At 38.4% G+C, this 17,164-nt stretch carries 21 protein-coding genes; 15 read left to right on the top strand and 6 right to left on the bottom strand.

What is annotated here, in order from left to right; all coding sequences use genetic code 11:
• Positions 1 to 154: 154 nt before the first annotated feature.
• The 4 genes from AAAY30_RS00720 to ylxM all read right to left on the bottom strand — a co-directional run bounded on the left by AAAY30_RS00720 (position 155) and on the right by ylxM (position 2,460).
• Positions 155 to 388 carry a KH domain-containing protein gene (locus AAAY30_RS00720; RefSeq protein WP_249376940.1) on the bottom strand — a complete coding sequence of 78 codons (234 nt, stop codon included), beginning with the start codon at positions 386 to 388 and terminating at the stop codon, positions 155 to 157.
• A gap of 23 nt (positions 389 to 411) precedes the next feature.
• Complete coding sequence (gene rpsP / locus AAAY30_RS00715) at positions 412 to 657, bottom strand: 30S ribosomal protein S16 (RefSeq protein WP_022235347.1); 246 nt, start codon at positions 655 to 657, stop codon at positions 412 to 414.
• A gap of 63 nt (positions 658 to 720) precedes the next feature.
• Positions 721 to 2,097, bottom strand: a complete 1,377-nt coding sequence (ffh, locus tag AAAY30_RS00710) for a signal recognition particle protein (RefSeq protein ID WP_186934551.1) — start codon at positions 2,095 to 2,097, stop codon at positions 721 to 723.
• 12 nt (positions 2,098 to 2,109) lie between these two features.
• Positions 2,110 to 2,460 carry a YlxM family DNA-binding protein gene (gene ylxM / locus AAAY30_RS00705; RefSeq protein ID WP_022235349.1) on the bottom strand — a complete coding sequence of 117 codons (351 nt, stop codon included), beginning with the start codon at positions 2,458 to 2,460 and terminating at the stop codon, positions 2,110 to 2,112.
• Positions 2,461 to 2,767: 307 nt separating this feature from the next.
• Between ylxM and AAAY30_RS00700 the strand changes: the two genes are divergently transcribed.
• The 10 genes from AAAY30_RS00700 to AAAY30_RS00655 all read left to right on the top strand — a co-directional run bounded on the left by AAAY30_RS00700 (position 2,768) and on the right by AAAY30_RS00655 (position 10,874).
• Entirely contained in the window at positions 2,768 to 3,703 is a 936-nt protein-coding gene (locus AAAY30_RS00700) for a PhoH family protein (RefSeq protein ID WP_022235350.1), read from the top strand.
• Between the two features lie 58 nt (positions 3,704 to 3,761).
• Positions 3,762 to 4,274, top strand: a complete 513-nt coding sequence (gene ybeY / locus AAAY30_RS00695; RefSeq protein WP_022235351.1) for an rRNA maturation RNase YbeY — start codon at positions 3,762 to 3,764, stop codon at positions 4,272 to 4,274.
• 7 nt (positions 4,275 to 4,281) lie between these two features.
• Entirely contained in the window at positions 4,282 to 4,782 is a 501-nt protein-coding gene (locus tag AAAY30_RS00690; protein WP_022235352.1) for a diacylglycerol kinase family protein, read from the top strand.
• Positions 4,783 to 4,823: 41 nt separating this feature from the next.
• Positions 4,824 to 5,732, top strand: a complete 909-nt coding sequence (gene era / locus AAAY30_RS00685) for a GTPase Era (protein WP_295049421.1) — start codon at positions 4,824 to 4,826, stop codon at positions 5,730 to 5,732.
• Positions 5,732 to 6,217 (top strand): GNAT family N-acetyltransferase, encoded by a 486-nt coding sequence (locus AAAY30_RS00680; RefSeq protein WP_117705881.1) that lies wholly within the window; start codon positions 5,732 to 5,734, stop codon positions 6,215 to 6,217. The genes era and AAAY30_RS00680 overlap by 1 nt, the downstream gene beginning before the upstream one ends.
• Positions 6,218 to 6,275: 58 nt before the next feature.
• Positions 6,276 to 6,449: a hypothetical protein gene (locus AAAY30_RS00675; RefSeq protein WP_022235354.1), complete on the top strand. Its 174-nt coding sequence runs from the start codon at positions 6,276 to 6,278 to the stop codon at positions 6,447 to 6,449.
• The gene (gene recO / locus AAAY30_RS00670; protein WP_294384878.1) at positions 6,400 to 7,143 is read left to right on the top strand and encodes a DNA repair protein RecO; all 744 of its coding nucleotides are present in this window, start codon (positions 6,400 to 6,402) and stop codon (positions 7,141 to 7,143) included. Before AAAY30_RS00675 ends, recO begins: the two co-directional genes overlap by 50 nt.
• Before the next feature lie 15 nt (positions 7,144 to 7,158).
• Entirely contained in the window at positions 7,159 to 9,519 is a 2,361-nt protein-coding gene (locus tag AAAY30_RS00665) for an endonuclease MutS2 (RefSeq protein ID WP_337782105.1), read from the top strand.
• 128 nt (positions 9,520 to 9,647) lie between these two features.
• Entirely contained in the window at positions 9,648 to 10,424 is a 777-nt protein-coding gene (locus tag AAAY30_RS00660; protein WP_337782104.1) for a Cof-type HAD-IIB family hydrolase, read from the top strand.
• A gap of 21 nt (positions 10,425 to 10,445) precedes the next feature.
• Complete coding sequence (locus tag AAAY30_RS00655) at positions 10,446 to 10,874, top strand: NUDIX hydrolase (RefSeq protein WP_022235358.1); 429 nt, start codon at positions 10,446 to 10,448, stop codon at positions 10,872 to 10,874.
• An 84-nt stretch (positions 10,875 to 10,958) separates the two neighbouring features.
• Here AAAY30_RS00655 and AAAY30_RS00650 read toward each other — a convergent pair whose 3' ends face one another.
• Positions 10,959 to 12,608, bottom strand: coding sequence for a DUF1653 domain-containing protein (locus AAAY30_RS00650; protein ID WP_301965451.1), 1,650 nt, complete (start codon positions 12,606 to 12,608; stop codon positions 10,959 to 10,961).
• Between the two features lie 171 nt (positions 12,609 to 12,779).
• Here AAAY30_RS00650 and AAAY30_RS00645 point away from each other — a divergent pair, with 171 nt between their 5' ends.
• Entirely contained in the window at positions 12,780 to 13,262 is a 483-nt protein-coding gene (locus AAAY30_RS00645) for a hypothetical protein (protein WP_195410119.1), read from the top strand.
• A 58-nt stretch (positions 13,263 to 13,320) separates the two neighbouring features.
• Here AAAY30_RS00645 and AAAY30_RS00640 read toward each other — a convergent pair whose 3' ends face one another.
• Positions 13,321 to 14,328 carry a DUF2804 family protein gene (locus AAAY30_RS00640; protein WP_337781696.1) on the bottom strand — a complete coding sequence of 336 codons (1,008 nt, stop codon included), beginning with the start codon at positions 14,326 to 14,328 and terminating at the stop codon, positions 13,321 to 13,323.
• 143 nt (positions 14,329 to 14,471) lie between these two features.
• On the opposite strand from AAAY30_RS00640, the gene AAAY30_RS00635 reads away from it, so the two are divergent.
• From AAAY30_RS00635 to ruvB, 4 genes are all read left to right on the top strand, one after another.
• Complete coding sequence (locus tag AAAY30_RS00635; RefSeq protein WP_301965449.1) at positions 14,472 to 14,825, top strand: hypothetical protein; 354 nt, start codon at positions 14,472 to 14,474, stop codon at positions 14,823 to 14,825.
• A 122-nt stretch (positions 14,826 to 14,947) separates the two neighbouring features.
• Positions 14,948 to 15,460 (top strand): crossover junction endodeoxyribonuclease RuvC, encoded by a 513-nt coding sequence (ruvC, locus tag AAAY30_RS00630; protein ID WP_022235363.1) that lies wholly within the window; start codon positions 14,948 to 14,950, stop codon positions 15,458 to 15,460.
• The gene (ruvA, locus tag AAAY30_RS00625) at positions 15,457 to 16,047 is read left to right on the top strand and encodes a Holliday junction branch migration protein RuvA (RefSeq protein WP_195410116.1); all 591 of its coding nucleotides are present in this window, start codon (positions 15,457 to 15,459) and stop codon (positions 16,045 to 16,047) included. The genes ruvC and ruvA overlap by 4 nt, the downstream gene beginning before the upstream one ends.
• Positions 16,048 to 16,050: 3 nt before the next feature.
• Entirely contained in the window at positions 16,051 to 17,142 is a 1,092-nt protein-coding gene (gene ruvB, locus AAAY30_RS00620) for a Holliday junction branch migration DNA helicase RuvB (protein WP_186934561.1), read from the top strand.
• Positions 17,143 to 17,164: the final 22 nt, after the last annotated feature.

Genomic DNA, 17,164 nt, shown 5'->3' with positions numbered 1-17,164 from the left:
ATCTAGTGCTCTTCCGATCTTTTAAAAAGGCTTGACCTAAATTTTTAAATTATTCAGTTTAAGCTGTGAGCTAAACCATAATTTACTACGACTTTTAATAAACAACAAAAAATAAAACCTCCGACAAAAGCCGAAGGTTTTAAAGTTTTAGTTATCAGTCGATTTCAACCATAATCTTTTCTTCGTAACGGATAGCTGCGCTGCGAGCAATTGTGCGGATAGCTTTGGCAATTCTGCCCTGCTTACCGATAATTCTGCCCATATCAGCCTCTGCTACAGAAATGTGATATACGATTGTGCCGTCCTCATTTGGTTCATCGGCAGTAACCTTTACAGCAGTCGGATCATCAACAAGACCCTGTGCTATTACAGTAAGTAATTCCTGCATTTTGGTTTCCCTTTCGTGACTGATTATTCAATAATGCCGTTCTTCTTAAGAAGAGCCTTAACTGTATCAGTTGGTTGAGCACCGTTAGCAATCCACTTCTTAACAGCTTCTGCGTCAACATTGAACTCTGATGGCTTCTTAAGAATATCGTATGTGCCGATTTCTTCAATGAAACGACCGTTTCTTGGATATCTTGAATCTGCTACTACTACTCTGTAAAAAGGTGCTTTCTTTGAACCCATTCTTCTAAGTCTGATTTTAACTGCCATTTTCTTTACCTCCGTAAATGTTATAAATCTATATTCACCAAATTTTATTTGGTTGAATGCGTGTTAGTTTTTTGGAAGATTGCTCATAGGCATTCCGCCAAGACCCGGGAGCTTTTTCATTTTTCTTTTTTTGCCGCCCTTAGTGCCTTTTGTTTTGTTTTTAAGTTGTTTCATCATCTTTTGCATTTGCTCAAGCTGTTTGATAAGTCTGTTGACTTCTTCAACACTTCTGCCTGAACCGGCTGCAATTCTTCTTTTTCTTGAAGGATTGAGCAGGGAAGGATTTGATCTTTCTTCAGGTGTCATCGAAAGTATGATAGCCTGTGTCCAGTCAATCTGTCTGTCATCAATATTTATGTTGTCAAGCTGATTTGCAATGCCGGGGATTTTTGCCAAAATACCCTTTAAAGGGCCCATCTTTTTGATTTGAGCAAACTGATCATTAAGATCATTAAAGTCAAACTTATTGCTCATCATCTTTTTAGCCATTTCTTCGGCTTTGTCCTGATCAATCTTGTTTTGAGCGTCTTCAATAAGGGTAAGAACATCACCCATACCGAGAATACGGCTTGCCATACGATCAGGATGGAATACTTCAATATCTTCAAGTTTTTCGCCCGTACCTGCAAATTTAATAGGCTTGCCTGTTACGGCCTTTACCGAAAGTGCTGCACCGCCACGGGTATCACCGTCGAGTTTTGTAAGAATTACACCTGAAATCTCAAGCTTTTCGTTAAATGATTTTGCAACATTAACCGCATCCTGACCTGTCATTGAGTCGATAACGAGTAAAATCTCGTTAGGCTCAACTTCAGCCTTTACATTTTTAAGCTCATCCATAAGCTCTTCGTCAATGTGCAAACGACCTGCGGTATCAAGAATAACAACATCATTGCCGTAGTCTTTGGCGTTTCTGATTGCCTCTTTGGCTGTCTTTACAGGATTTTGAGTACCTTTTTCAAATACAGGCACACCTGCTTTTGCACCTACTACCTTTAACTGGTCAATAGCTGCAGGTCTGTATATATCGCAGGCAACGAGCAAAGGTCTGTGATTTTGATTTTTAAGCATAAGAGCAAGTTTGGCTGCGTGGGTAGTTTTACCTGAACCCTGCAAACCGCAGAGCATAATAACTGTAGGCGGTTTTGACGCAAATTCAATTCTTGCATTGTCGCCGCCCATAAGTTCGGTAAGTTCTTCATTTACGATTTTTACAACCATCTGTCCCGGAGTAAGGCTTTCCATTACATCCTGACCAACGGCTCTTTCTGTGATTTTTGCGGTAAGTTCTTTAGCTACTTTGTAGTTTACATCAGCCTCGAGCAAAGCAAGTCTGACTTCTCGCATAGCTTCCTTAACATCGTTCTCTGAAAGCTTACCTTTATTCTTTAATTTTTTAAAAGCATTACTTAGCTTTTCTGAAAGTCCTTCAAAAGCCATAAATACACTCCTTTATTCTTTGAGTGTGCCTGCCGTTCGATTGATTTCGAGTGCAAGCTTTTTTGTTATGTCATCAGCAGAGCTTTTATAAATCTGTTCCGAAAGAGATGCGATTTTGTCAAGTCCGTTCTCAAGCTGAACAAATCTTTTAAAAAGTCCGAGCTTTTTTTCGAGTTCAAAAAGCTTTTCTTCACTGCGTTTTATACTGTCACGCACACCCTGACGGGTAATGCCTGTCTGCGCAGCAATCTCTGCAAGCGACAAATCTTCGTTGTAATACAGGTCAATTGCCTGTCTGCATGACGGTTTAAGCAATTCACCGTAGAAATCAAAAAGTAAGGATACTTCTACATTTTTTTCCATAATAAATGCTCCCGCCGCTTCAAACTGTGTTTAGGTGTAAAGCTGTTTTCTTTACACTTGTGCTATTATATACTATAAAATACTTTTTGTCAAGTAATTATCAAATATAACTAATTGTAAAAAGTGAAAAAATACAAATAATGCATAAATACCGACTTGCATATTCGTCAAATCTAACAAAATTTAATTTTTTAGTAAAAAAAGCTATATTTAATAAGTTTTTTTATAAATATTGTGTTATAATTTAAATATAAATTTTGTTTATCGAGGGTTTGATTTTACGGAACAAATAATAAGCATTGACAGAATGGAAAATGCCGTTGCACTTTTTGGCAGTTTTGACGAAAATATTAAACTGATTGAAAAAGAATTTACGGTAAAGGTTGTCAGTCGTGACAGCGAGCTTAAAATAGACGGAGAAGCTGAAAATGTATCTAAAGCCGGTAAGGTAATAGACAGCCTTTTACAGCTTATCAACAGAGGAGAAGCGCTTTCCGAGCAGAATGTACGCTATTGTATTTCGCTCGTCAACGAAGGCAGCGAAGATAAGATTGAACAGCTTGCGGGCGACTGTATTTGTATTACTTCAAAAGGTAAACCGATTAAACCTAAAACCATAGGTCAGAAAAAATATTGTACAACTATTGCGAATAACACAATAACTATAGGTGTAGGACCTGCCGGTACAGGTAAGACTTACCTTGCGGTTGCTATGGCAGTAACGGCTTTTCGCAGTAAGATTGTAAACAGAATTATTCTTACAAGACCTGCGGTTGAGGCAGGTGAGAAGTTGGGATTTTTGCCCGGCGATTTGCAAAGCAAAGTTGACCCGTACTTAAGACCTTTATATGACGCTTTGTTTGATATGCTCGGTGCCGAAACCTATCAAAAGTATGTCGAGCGTGGCAATATTGAGGTTGCGCCTCTTGCTTATATGCGAGGCAGAACTCTTGATGACAGCTTTATAATTCTTGATGAGGCGCAGAACACCACTTGCGAGCAGATGAAGATGTTTTTAACAAGACTCGGCTTTAACTCAAAAATGGTAATCACAGGCGATATTACCCAGATCGACTTACCGAGGGGTGCTAAAAGCGGTCTTAAGGATTGTATAAAAATCCTTAAAAATATTGACGGCATAGGTTGCTGCCGCTTTGACGAAAAAGATGTTGTGCGTCATAAACTTGTTCAGGATATTATTAAAGCCTATGCAAAGTATGAGAACACGAGAGATCGTGACTGATAAACAAATTTAATTTATTTTAATAAATTGAAAAATAATACGGAAGGATTTGAGCAAAATGCCAGATAACAAAATCAGAGTAGTAATCACAAACAAACAAAAAGCTGTTAAAATTCCAACAGGTATCCGAATGCTTGTAAGACGCTGCTGTAACGCCGTATTAAAACTTGAAAAATTTGAAGGACCGGCTGAGATCAGCGTAACATTTGTTGATAATGCACAGATTAAGGAGCTTAACAAGCAGTACAGAGATAAAGACATTGAAACTGATGTACTTTCTTTCCCAATGGGTGAAAACGGTGTGTATGACAAAGATATTGAAACAGGCGCACAGATTCTCGGCGATGTTGTAATTTCTATGGAAAAAGCAAGAGATCAGGCAGAGCTTTACGGCCATAGTTTCCAGCGTGAGGTAGGTTATCTTACAGCACACAGCGTACTTCATCTTCTCGGTTATGACCATATTGATAATATGGAGAGAGTTCGTATGCGTGAGAAAGAGGAGCTTATTATGGAACAGCTCGGACTTCCAGCATCTTCAAGCTACATAGTTGATGACGATATGGCTTGATTAAACTATGAAGAAACAGATTTTCGGTTTTAAATGTGCGTTTAAAGGAATTATAAGAACAATAAACAGCGAGTCGCATATGAGATTTCATATTGTGGCAGGAATTTATGTTATGCTGTTTTCAATGTTTTATTCCTTTTCGCCTACGCAATACGCTGTACTTGTTTTGCTGATAACTTCGGTTATGGCGCTTGAAACGGTCAATACCTGCGTAGAGGATTTGTGCGGTCTTGTTGCCGACAGATACGAACCTCTTGTTAAGTTTGCCAAGGATGCGGCTGCCGGAGCAGTGCTTACAGTTGCGTTGGGTGCGGCAGTGATTGCGTGTATATTTTTTCTTGATTTTAATGTAATTAACACTATATTTACCTTTTTTGCCGAAAATTTGCTTTACCTTATATTTCTTTTGATTTCAGCGGTGATTTCAGCATTTTTTGTTGTGCTTGGTCCTGTGGGAATTAAAGAAAAATTTATAAAATTAAAAAACAGACATTTAACAAAGGGGTAATGCATTTTGCTTGCCCCTAATTTTTTAAAACGGAGAAATTTATGAATACAAATGATAAATCAGCTTTTATTGCCATAGTCGGCAGACCGAATGTCGGTAAAAGTTCAATATTAAACAGACTTCTCGGCACGAAAATTGCAATTGTGTCAAGCAAACCCCAGACTACAAGAAACAGAATTACAGGTGTTCTTACAGAGGGCGAGTATCAGCTTGTTTTCTTTGATACACCGGGTATGCACAAGCCGAAAAATTCACTTGGCAAGTATATGGTTCGTTCCGTAAACGAGTCTGTTGGAGGCGTTGACTGCTGTATGCTCGTTGTTGAGGCGGATAAAAGCCCCGTACAAACCGAGCTTGACTTTATCGACAAATTTAAGGCTCTCGGTATGCCCGCAATTCTTGTTATCAATAAAATTGATATGATTAAGGATAAAGAAATATTGATGAAACAAATTCTTGAGTACAGCAAACTCTATGATTTTGAGGCTATTGTACCTGTCAGCGCAAGTGACGGCAACGGTATGAACGAATTGCTCGAGGAACTCAAGAATCAGGCGAGCGAGGGTGGTCATTTCTTTGAAGACGATACTCTTACAGACCAACCTGAAAGAGTTATTGCCTCTGAAATTATCAGAGAGAAAATCTTAAGACTTTGCAATGCCGAAATTCCGCACGGTACAGCCGTTGTTATTGAAAAAATGAAAACAAGAGATAACGGCATACTCGACATTGACGCAACAATTTTCTGCGAAAAAGAGTCGCATAAGCGTATTCTTATCGGCAAAAACGGTGCAATGCTAAAGAAAATCAGCACATTTGCAAGACAGGATATGGAAAGATTTTTTGATTGCAAAGTATTTTTGCAGGTGTGGATAAAGGTAAAAGAGGATTGGCGTAACCGTGCGCAGCTTTTGCAGAACTTTGGCTTTGACGAAAGTAATTTTGACTGATGAGCATATATATAAAATTAGCGGATTTTGCAGATTGCCAAAAAATTTGTGATATGCAAAGAATAGCTTTTTATGATATTTTAACAAGGTATCGTGATTATGATACAAACCCTGCTTGTGAAACGGTAGAAGTAATACAGAACAAATTTCGGCAACCTTTTACAAAATATTATTTTATTATGAAAGATGAAGAAATAATAGGTGCTGTAAGAATTGTTGAAATTGATAAAAGCACAAGGCGAATTTCACCTTTGTTTATACTTCCGCAATTTCAAAATTACGGTTATGCACAGCTTGCTATGAAGTGCATTGAGGAAGCTTATAAAAATATCAGTTGCTTTACACTTGATACCATAAAGCAAGAGAAAAAATTGTGCTATTTATATGAAAAACTCGGATATTTGAGAACAGGCAAAGAAGAACAGCTGCATGATAATATGACTATTGTTTTTTATGAGAAAAAATTCCAAAAAACACAGTTGTAATAATTTTCATAATATAAATTCGTTCATTTGTGAAACACTACAATCGGAGGTGTTTTTTATGGATGAATGGTATATGTGGAATGCATTTTTTACAACAGGCAATGTGCTCGATTATTTAAGGTATAAAAGTATTCAGGATACCAAAGATTTGGGCGCAGATACAATTCTCAGGGAGGAAACCGATGAAATTCCAGACGATGGGGCTGATAGTGAAAGAGCAAAATATAGGTGAACAGGATAAACTCGTTCACGCTCTGACCGCAACCAACGGCATTATCAAGGCTTTTGTCCGTGGCGCTAAAAATATTAAAAATCAAAAGTGTGCGGCGACCTCCTTACTCACATACTCCCGACTTACCGTGTATAAAGGTCGGGAGAGCTACATAATCGGTGATGCGATTCCCGAAAGGATTTTTTCAAAACTTAGGGGAGATGTTGTAAAAACCTGCCTTGCGCAGTATTTTTGCGAGCTTGCAATTACAATTTGTCCCCGTGAGCAAAATTCGGAGGAATTTTTGAAATTAATTTTAAATTCCTTATATCTTTTGTCGGAAAATAAGCGTTCGGCACAGCTTATTAAACCGTGCCTTGAAATGCGCCTTGCAAGTCTTGCGGGATATATGCCTGACCTTAGAATGTGCAGAATTTGCGGTGAATATTTGTGTGACAATATGTTTTTCCTTCCCAAAAGCGGTACTATTGAATGTGCGGATTGTCACCGTGAAAACGGAGATATGAAGATTTTGCTAAACCGTTCATCTCTTACGGCTTTAAGGCATACTGTTTATGCCGATGACAATAAACTTTTTTCTTTTGCATTACCTGAAAGCGACCTTGATGTACTTAACGAGGCGAGCGAAAATTATTTAAAATATATGTTTGAAAAGGATTTTTCAACGCTTAATTTTTATAAAACTATAAGTTAATTTAGGTATGATTATATGAACAGACATTATAAAACTCTTGAACTTGACAAGATTTTAAAATTACTTGCGGATCAGACAAGTATTGATGACGCTAAAGAAATGGCGTTGTCGCTTGAACCGCAGTTTGAACTTGAAAAAGTTAAAAAATTGTTAAAACAAACCGATGATGCGGTTGTTTTAAGCGGAAAATACGGAACACCGTCATTCGGCGGTGCAAAAAATTGTGCAAATGCATTACGCAGAGCAGAGGCGGGCGGCTGTCTTTCTACAGGCGAGCTTTTACAGATTGCCGAAACGCTTAGAATTATCCGTTCCGTAAAGGAATGGCATTCAAAATTTGCATCTACGGAAACTACACTGGACGGATATTTCAGCGGTCTTGTGTCGAATAAATTTCTTGAAGAGAAAATTACAAACGCTATTATAAGCGAGGACGAAATTTCCGATAAAGCAAGTTCAACGCTTGCGGATATACGCAGAAAAATTCGTACAGCATCCTCAAAGGCAAGAGAAGTGCTTGATAAAATTATTCACAGCACACAATATCTTAAGTATTTGCAGGACGCTATCGTAACTCAGCGTGACGGCAGATATGTTGTGCCTGTAAGAAGTGAATGCAGGGGCAATGTTCCGGGACTTGTGCACGATACTTCAGCAAGCGGTGCTACGGTATTTATTGAACCGATGGGCGTTGTGCAGGCAAATAATGATATAAAACTTTTGCGTTCAAAGGAAGATGACGAAATCGAAAGAATTTTGTTTGAACTTTCGGCGAATGCAGGAGATTTTGCAGATGCAATTATAGCAAGTTATAAAAATCTCGCTATTCTTAATTTTGTGTTTGCAAAGGCAAACCTCGCATATAATATGAGAGCTTCAATGCCGATTATGAATGACAGGGGCATTGTGGATTTAAAACAGGCAAGACACCCGATTATAGACAAAGACAAGGTTGTACCTGTTGATATTGTTCTCGGAAAGAATTTTGATACGCTTGTAATCACAGGCCCTAATACAGGCGGTAAGACCGTTACATTAAAAACTCTCGGTTTGCTCACACTTATGGCTATGTGCGGACTTCTTGTGCCGTGCGCAGACAACAGCGAGCTTTCGGTATTCCGCAGGGTGCTTGTAGATATAGGCGATGAGCAGAGTATTGAGCAGTCGCTGTCAACATTCTCGGCGCATATGACTAATATTATTCAGATTATCAAACTTGCAAATTCAGGTTCGCTTGTACTGATAGATGAACTCGGTGCTGGTACCGACCCTGTCGAGGGTGCGGCGCTTGCAATTTCAATTCTTGAAAAATTAAGGGATAAGCATGCAAAAATTGCAAGTACAACCCATTATGCGGAATTGAAGGAATTTGCTTTGCGTACCGAGGGCGTAGAAAATGCTTGCTGTGAATTTGATGTTACAACTTTAAGACCAACATACAGACTTTTGATTGGCGTGCCCGGTAAGAGTAACGCTTTTGCAATCACCAAAAGGCTCGGTATGGATGATGAAATTGTTGAGAGAGCAAAAGAGCTTGTTTCAAGCGAAAGCCGACAGTTTGAAGATGTTGTCGGTACTCTTGAAAAACGCAGACAAAGCCTTGAAAAGCAGATAGAAAACGCAAACCGACTCACCGCAAAAGCAAACACAGAAAAGCAAAAGGCGGAAAATGAAATTCGCAGAGCAAAAGAGAATGCCGAGCGTGAAATTGAGAGAGCAAAACAAGAGGCACAGCGCATTATTTCGAGGACAAGAGCGCAGGCTGACGCTTTGGTGGAAGAACTTGATAAGGCACGAAAGGCAAAAGAGATGTCTGCCGAGGCTCGTGCAAAGCTCAAAAAGAATCTCAATACAATGGAAAATAATGCTGACCCTGTTATGAAAAAACAGTCGGACGGCGAAAAGTACAAATTGCCAAGGCCGCTTAAGGTAGGCGACAGTGTGCTTATTTTTGACATTGACAAAAACGCAACCGTACTTGCGCCGCCGACAAAAGACGGAATGGTTCTTGTGCAGGCAGGCATTATAAAAACAAGAGTGAAAATTGATAATCTCCGACTTATTAAAGAGAAAAAGCAACAGCCACCGCAGTATTCCGCAAAAAGAAATGTACACAGTACTCTTGATGTTCGCCCGACTACGGAAGTGGATGTTCGTGGCGAAACCGCCTTTGACGCAATTATGATTGTTGATAAGGCAATCGACAATGCGGTGCTTATGAATATTAACCAGCTTACTATTATTCACGGCAAGGGTACAGGCGTATTAAGAAGAGAAATTCAATCATTCCTTAGAACTCATAAAGCCGTCAAAAGTTTTAGACTCGGAGTTTTCGGCGAGGGCGAAAGTGGCGTAACTATTGTTGAGTTGAAATAATGGATTAAAATGCCGAAAACCTAAATTTATGCGAGTTTCCGGCATTTGCTTTATCAAATGACTCTGTTTGTGGGAGAGAGTAATTAATGCAAATGTAATTATTGAGAAGAACGGAAAGGAAAAATGATATGAAGAAATGCAAACTTCTATTATTTGATTTAGACGGAACTTTATTACAGAGTGACAAAACAATGTCAAGTAAAACATTATTAGCTCTAAAAAAATGCAAGGAAAATGATATATTGATAGGTGTCTCTACCTCTAGAAGTGAACAGAATTCTTTAGTGTATTTAAATGAATTAATGCCCGATATTTTAATATCGAGTGGAGGGGCATTGGTAAAATACAAAACAGAATATATTTATAGGGCAGAATTTTCCGAAGAAGAAACGAATGCGATGATTGACATGGCAAGAAATATTTGTGGAAATGATTGCGAAATTACGATAGACACAATAGATGCACATTATTGGAATTATAAAATAGATCCTAAGAAGTTGGATAAGAGCTGGGGAGATAGTATTTATACAGATTTTTCGGATTTTAACGAATGTTCATTGAAAATGTGTGTTGAAATATTTAATCAAGATAAAGCAGATGAATTAGCTCATAGACTCTCTGATTGTGATTGTATTCGTTTCTCTGATGGATTTTGGTACAAGTTCACAAAAAAGAATGTGACGAAAGAAAACGCAATTATAAAGATTACGGAAGTATGTGGATTTAGTATAGATTCAATTATTGTTTTTGGAGATGACTATGCGGATATTGGGATGCTGGAATTATGTGGAATAGGTGTTGCAATGGGGAATGCAATTGACGAAGTGAAAGAGAGAGCTGATATTGTAATTGGTTCAAATGATGAAGATGGTATTGCGGATTTTATTGAGAATGAAATATTATAGATATGTAAATGGAGAGAAAATATGTTGAAAGTAAAATTTTATGATACAGTTAATGATGAACTATTGAGATTTGCAGTAGTAATCTCACAGAGTAACGGCAAGTGGGTATTTTGCAAGCATAAAGAAAGAGATACATATGAAGTACCGGGAGGACATAGAGAAGCCGGTGAGAATATTCTTGAAACTGCTAAAAGAGAATTGCAGGAAGAAACAGGTGCAGTCAGATTTGAGATAAAGCCAATCTGTGTTTATTCAGTAACAGGTAAAACCAGAGTAAATGATACAGGTGAAGAAACGTTTGGACTGCTTTGTTTTGCAGAGATAACAGAGTTTGCGAAAGAATTACATAGTGAAATGGAGAAAGTGGTTCTTATGGACGAATTGCCTGAGAACTGGACATATCCGTTGATACAACCGAAATTGATAGAAAAGTATTTACAGGAAAAATAATTCTATAATATGCAAAAAAGTCAATTTTAAAGCCGACCAATAAGCAATTATAAGCTTGTTGGTCGGCTTAGTTTTTATAAAGTATTAATCAATCGGAGTGAATCTCTGAATTTTTTTGCCGTCTTTTTCAATGATTTCTTTGAACATATCGTAAGGTCTTACCCAAAGTCCGCCGTCATTGTAAAGCGCTTTGTAAACTACGAGTTTTTCTCCTGTTTCGCTGTGCAGAGCAGTACCGATAACTTCATATTCATTTCCCTTGAAATGTCTGTATTTACCCGGCTTTACTTCTGTGTAAAAATGCTGTTCCTCAACCTGTGCATCTGTTGATTCTGTATTTTCGACAGGTTTTGTAATTTCTTCTGTAGAATTATCAGAAAAATCAACTTTAAAGCTGCCGTCGTTTACAACCAAAATTCTTGCAGAATACGGTTTCATATAAAGATTGTAGTAACCGTTTACATCAATAACCTCGTTATCGTTTAAAACATCTGTAAGTTTTGCGTTGCAGCCTGTGTCAAAATCTATCCATTCATCATGGTCTGTAAGGTTGAATGCAACAAATACAGTCTGATTATTTGTCCATCTTTTATAAACGAGCTTTTCGTTCATAATTTTTACATTTGCAAAGTCGCCGTACTTCAAAGCCTCAAGTGCAAGCCTGATTTTGCCGAGTTTTACAATATGGTCAAACAGTTTATAGTTTGGATTCGGAATACTGTCAAGGTCAAGACAAGGACGAAGTTCGTAATCGCTGTGGTTTGTTCTCATACCCTCAATGCCGTATTCACTGCCATAGTAAATTGACGGTACACCCGGCATTGTGTACATAAGGGTATAAACATTATTAAGGTGATTTTTGTCCTTTAATGAGCTTGCAATTCTGTTTACATCGTGGTTATCTACAAAGTTGTAGGTGTAAATGTTTCTGTAAATACCGCCGTTTGCAAACTGACGGTTAAGCGAATGTGCAATTTCAAAATAATTATGGTCGTTGTGGCTTGAATAAATACCCTTGTAACACTCGTAGTTTGTTGCGGAATCAAGGGTTTCACTGTTTGCCCAATGATTGTAGTCGCCGTGTGTAAGTTCGCCGTAAAGCCAAAAATCAGGCTTTTTAGATTTGCAGGTATTTCTTAATTTTTTGAAAAATTCTATGTCAATTACATCGGCAGCGTCAAGACGAAGTCCGTCAATGTCAAATTCGTCAATCCAAAATTCAGCCGCACCGAGAAGGTAGTTTACTACATCCTGATTCTGTAAATTGAGTTTAACAAGGTCGTAGTGACCTGCCCAACCCTCATATGTGAACGGATCTCCTTTTGGACTTGAACCCCAAAATCCGAGATTTTGGAACCAGCCGCAATACTGTGAATTTTGTAAATTCTGCTGTACATCTTTAAAAGCAAAGAAATCTCTGCCAACATGGTTAAATACACCGTCAAGAATGATTTTGATGCCGTTTTCGTGCAATGTTTTACAAATTTTTTTAAAGGATTCATTATCACCCAAACGACAGTCAACCTTTTTGTAGTCGATTGTATCGTATCCGTGAAAACTGCTTTCAAAAAGCGGATTAAAAACAATGCAGTTAATGCTCATTTTTTTAAAATGAGGAATCCAATCATAAATCTTGTCAAGTCGGTAAACAAGCTGACCGTCATTTTGTTTTGGCGCTCCGCACCAGCCGAGTGGATATATATTGTAAATTACTGATTCGTTAATATAGCTCATAAATAGGCTCCTTTCAGTTCTGTTTTGCAGGACTTTGTACAAAACTGTATTAAGTATATCACAAAATTGTCTATTGTGCAACTGAAAATTATGTGTTATAATTAATTTTACAACAATAAATTGAGGTGTTCGGCACTGTGTGTTTGAATACTCGTATTTCGGAGGATATAAATGCTTAAAATTCCTGAAAATAAAACAAGAAAAAGATTCAGAATTGCACAATGTATTTTTTATGCATTATTAGTTATGTTATGTTCTATGCCGTATATTCAGGGTGCAACTACAGACGGCAAATTTTTCTCTTACTCGGTGCTTGACCTTATGTCATTTATCGGCGGTACTGCAGACGGTACTCTCGGAGATGCATTTTTAAATTATGTAATGTACACTCCTATTTTAATTATTATACCGGTAATCGGATTTTTCTTTTGCCTTTTTGACAGAGAGAGAAACATAAAAAATATAGTATCTTTACTTTGTTGTGCGGCAGGCATTGTGGCCATACTTGCTATTGCAGGCGTTGCAATGAGCCTAGGTGCCATACTTTCAATTCTCATTTATCTTCTTATCTCATTTTTGACAACCATTGCTATAGTTGCACGATTTACAAAAGATTCTTCTGACGACAACAAAAAGCAGAACATAAGAAAATAATTTTAAAAAATTACAGCCTTGATTGTATGTGAAAATACGGTCAAGGCTGTTTTTGTTATTAAAATTCATTAAATACCATATGTGCGGGAATATTGTCAAGTACAAGCGGTGCGTCATAATCGTAACGCTTAAGTTTGCCGAACAATACGCCGAATGTGACAGAAGTGTTGTCCATCTGTGCAACCATAGCTTTATCGCCGATTTTGTTAGGTTTAAATGTTATGTCGACTGCTTCAATTCCGCCTTTAAAGTACCACGGACGGTCAATTCTGCCGTCATTATTTTTTACTTCGATTTTATATAACTTGTGCAATTCTCCGTTAAGGAAAAAGCTGTTCTCACTGCCGTTGCGGTTGTCGCCGACTCTGCTTGCGAGATTAAGCGAAAAACGGTTTTCGCCTCTCATATAATCTGCTGTAAGTCGCTGGTAGCTGTGAAGTCTTGGCTTTGAATAATATGTGCTGTCAATATAAACAGAGGTGTTTTCTTCTTTTAGCGTATATTGTGATTTGCCGACTTTTATTGTGCCGCTTGCGCTGAATACAGGCATAAAGCGTTTGAAATAAAAGTACTTTCTGTCACGCTTAAACGGTGCAACCTGGTCTAAAATATCTCCGCTTTTGTCATCTATATTAAATTCAAAACTTAAATCTGCCTTTCCGCCGAAGTCGTAGAAGTTACATTTTACGGTGCGTTCGTTTTTAACCTTTACTACGGCAAATTCAATGCGCTTGTCTGAAAAAACAAGCTGTCCGCTCTCTTTGCTTTCGGGAAGTTCTGTTCTGCCGAGAAGTTGTTTTTTGTAGGCAAAATCGGAAATTACATTGCCGTTTTTTAAATTTGCAAGCGCTATTTTTATGTAAAAATCAAGACCTGAGTTTTCTGTGGAAATATAAAGCGAAACTTCTCCCGTACTTAAAAAATAACTTACGCTCTCTTTTATGTGTTTATTCTGTTTACTTAGTTCTTTGTTAAAATTAAAATAAGGTTTTTTGGCCCAACCGGCACACATTACCTCTCCGTTTTCTTCAAAAATATTTTGTGGCATGGTATATTCATACTGCAAAATTATCCCTCCAAGTTTTTATGTGCATACAAATATACTATATCATAAACAGATAATGCTTTTCAAGAAAAATAACAAATTTGTAAGACGGTTATATAAAATATTTTTTGTAATATATTTTGTAAGAGAAGGGAGAGATGTTTGTGAAAAAGTTTTTTGCTGTTTTTGTCTGTATAATTTGTTTTATTTTTTGCTCGTGTACTGCCGATACCTCCGGAGAAAGCTACGAGCTTACAAGTGAAAATTGGCACGGCGTGCTTAAAGGCGGTGCGGAGGTGAGTTTGAGCTTTTCTGATAATACCGCCAAACTTACTCTGAAATCGGGTGAGGACAAAATCACAATTGACGGTTTATATGTAATTGATGAAAACAGTTTTATTATATTTAATCAGGAGTTTAAGCAGAGCTACAATTTTGATTATACGGTAAGCGGAGATAAACTTACTCTCGGTTATTGCGGAAATCAAATTGAAATTGAAAAACAGGTCGAAAATTAATTTATATTTTTCAAATTAAAGAGCATTTTTATTGATAATTAGATTGTTTTGTGATATAATGCTAATTATTATGCGGTAGTATAGGCTAAAATGACGATACTGCGATTTCGGGAGGTAGTGCCTTGGTTATTTTCGGGATTGACCCCGGCTATGCAATAGTCGGTTGGGGTGCAATCGGTTTTAAATCAAATACCTATAAGGCACTCGGCTTTGGTGCGGTTGAAACGCAGGCAGGTATGGATTTTAATTACAGACTTGAGTATATTTATGATGAAATCTTTAATGTGCTTAATCGTTGCCGCCCCGATGCGCTTGCAATAGAAAAGCTGTATTTTCAAAACAATCAGAAAACGGCAATTATGGTTGCGGAGGCAAGAGGAGTTATTCTGCTTGCCGCACAAAAACTGAAAATACCGATTTACGAATACACGCCGTTGCAGGTAAAAACTGCCGTTACAGGTTACGGCAAGGCAAAAAAGCCGCAGGTTATGGAAATGACACGCAAACTTTTACATTTGTCGGAAGTGCCGAAACCCGATGATACGGCGGATGCACTTGCGATAGCTATTTGCCACGCTCAGGCGGCAGGTTCGGCACTTAGAAGAACGATGTTTGAAAGGAGAATAGGGGAATGATTTATTCGGTAAGGGGAAAACTTATACATACGGAAAATTCTGCGGCAGTAGTTGAGTGCGGCGGAGTAGGTTACCTTTGTCAGACTACAATGAATACCCTAAAAACGCTCAAACTTAATTCCGAGGTAACTCTTTATACCTACCTTAATGTGCGTGAAGATGCAGTCGATTTGTTCGGATTTGCAACTCAAAACGAACTTGCAACCTTTAAAACACTTATAAGCGTAAGCGGAGTCGGCCCTAAAGCGGGACTTTCTGTTTTGTCCGAACTTACCGCAGAACAGGTAGCTATGGCTATAGCGACCGATGATATAAAAACAATTACAAGAGCGCAGGGCATCGGCAAAAAAATTGCCCAGCGCATTATACTTGAACTTAAGGACAAGCTTGCAAAATCAGAACAGACTCAATCGGGCAATGTACAAATGCCGCAGACTGCCGGCGGAAATGTAGCGAAGGCAATAGAGGCACTCGGTGTGCTTGGCTATACACCTGCCGATGTTTCGCCTGTTCTTGCAAATTTTGACGCAGGTTTGCCTGTTGAACAGCTTATAGCAATGACATTAAAACAGATGGGAAGAAATTGATAAATGAGTAAACCGGAGTTTTCGGATGAATTTGACTTTGAAAACAGAATACTTGATACATCAGAAATCCCTGAAGACAATATAGAGGGAGATAATCCTTTGCGTCCGAAAACCCTTTCGGAGTATATCGGACAGGAAACCGCAAAGGAAAATCTTAAGGTTTTTATTGAGGCTGCAAAAATCAGAGGAGAGTCGCTTGACCATGTACTTTTATACGGCCCTCCCGGACTCGGTAAAACAACACTTGCGGGAATTATTGCAAACGAACTCGGAGTTTCTTTAAGAATCACCTCCGGTCCTGCAATAGAAAAACCGGGTGACCTTGCCGCCTTACTTACAAACCTCAATCAGGGCGATGTGCTTTTTATAGATGAAATTCATCGTTTGAGCCGTTCGGTAGAGGAAATACTCTATCCGTCAATGGAAGATTTTTCAATAGATATTATTACGGGTAAGGGTCAGATGGCAGCTTCGTATCACTTGCCTTTGCCTAAATTTACGCTTGTAGGCGCTACAACAAGAGCAGGACAGCTTACAGCGCCCTTGCGTGACCGTTTTGGCGTAATTTTAAGACTTGAATTATACACGCCGCAGGAACTTGCGGAGATTGTAACACGAAGCGCAGGTATTCTTGATATAGAAATCAAACCTGACGGTGCGCTTGAAATTGCGTCACGCTCAAGAGGTACACCACGAATTGCAAACAGACTTTTAAAGCGTGTGCGTGACTTTGCACAGGTTATGTCTGACGGAATTATTACCTGCGATACGGCCCGTCTTGCTCTTGAAAGACTTGAGATAGACGAACTCGGACTTGACAGGAATGACCGACGACTTCTTGAGGCGATACTGAATTTCTATAACGGCGGTCCTGTTGGTGTTGAAACTCTCGCAGCGGCTATCGGTGAGGAAGCAGTAACCATTGAAGATGTTTATGAGCCGTACCTGCTGCAAATCGGTTTTTTAAGCAGAACACCGAGAGGCAGATGTATTACGGCGGCGGCTTGCCGTCACCTCGGATATGATTTTCCGAAAGGTGCTGTAAATGCAATGCCGACACAACCTAATCTTTTTGATAAAAACTCACAAAATTAATAAATACAACTTTAAATACAAA

The sequence above is a fragment of the Ruminococcoides bili genome (assembly GCF_040093295.1).
GTDB classification, from domain to species: Bacteria; Bacillota; Clostridia; order Oscillospirales; family Acutalibacteraceae; genus Ruminococcoides; species Ruminococcoides intestinale_A.
This window is presented reverse-complemented; position numbering and strand designations above follow the sequence as displayed.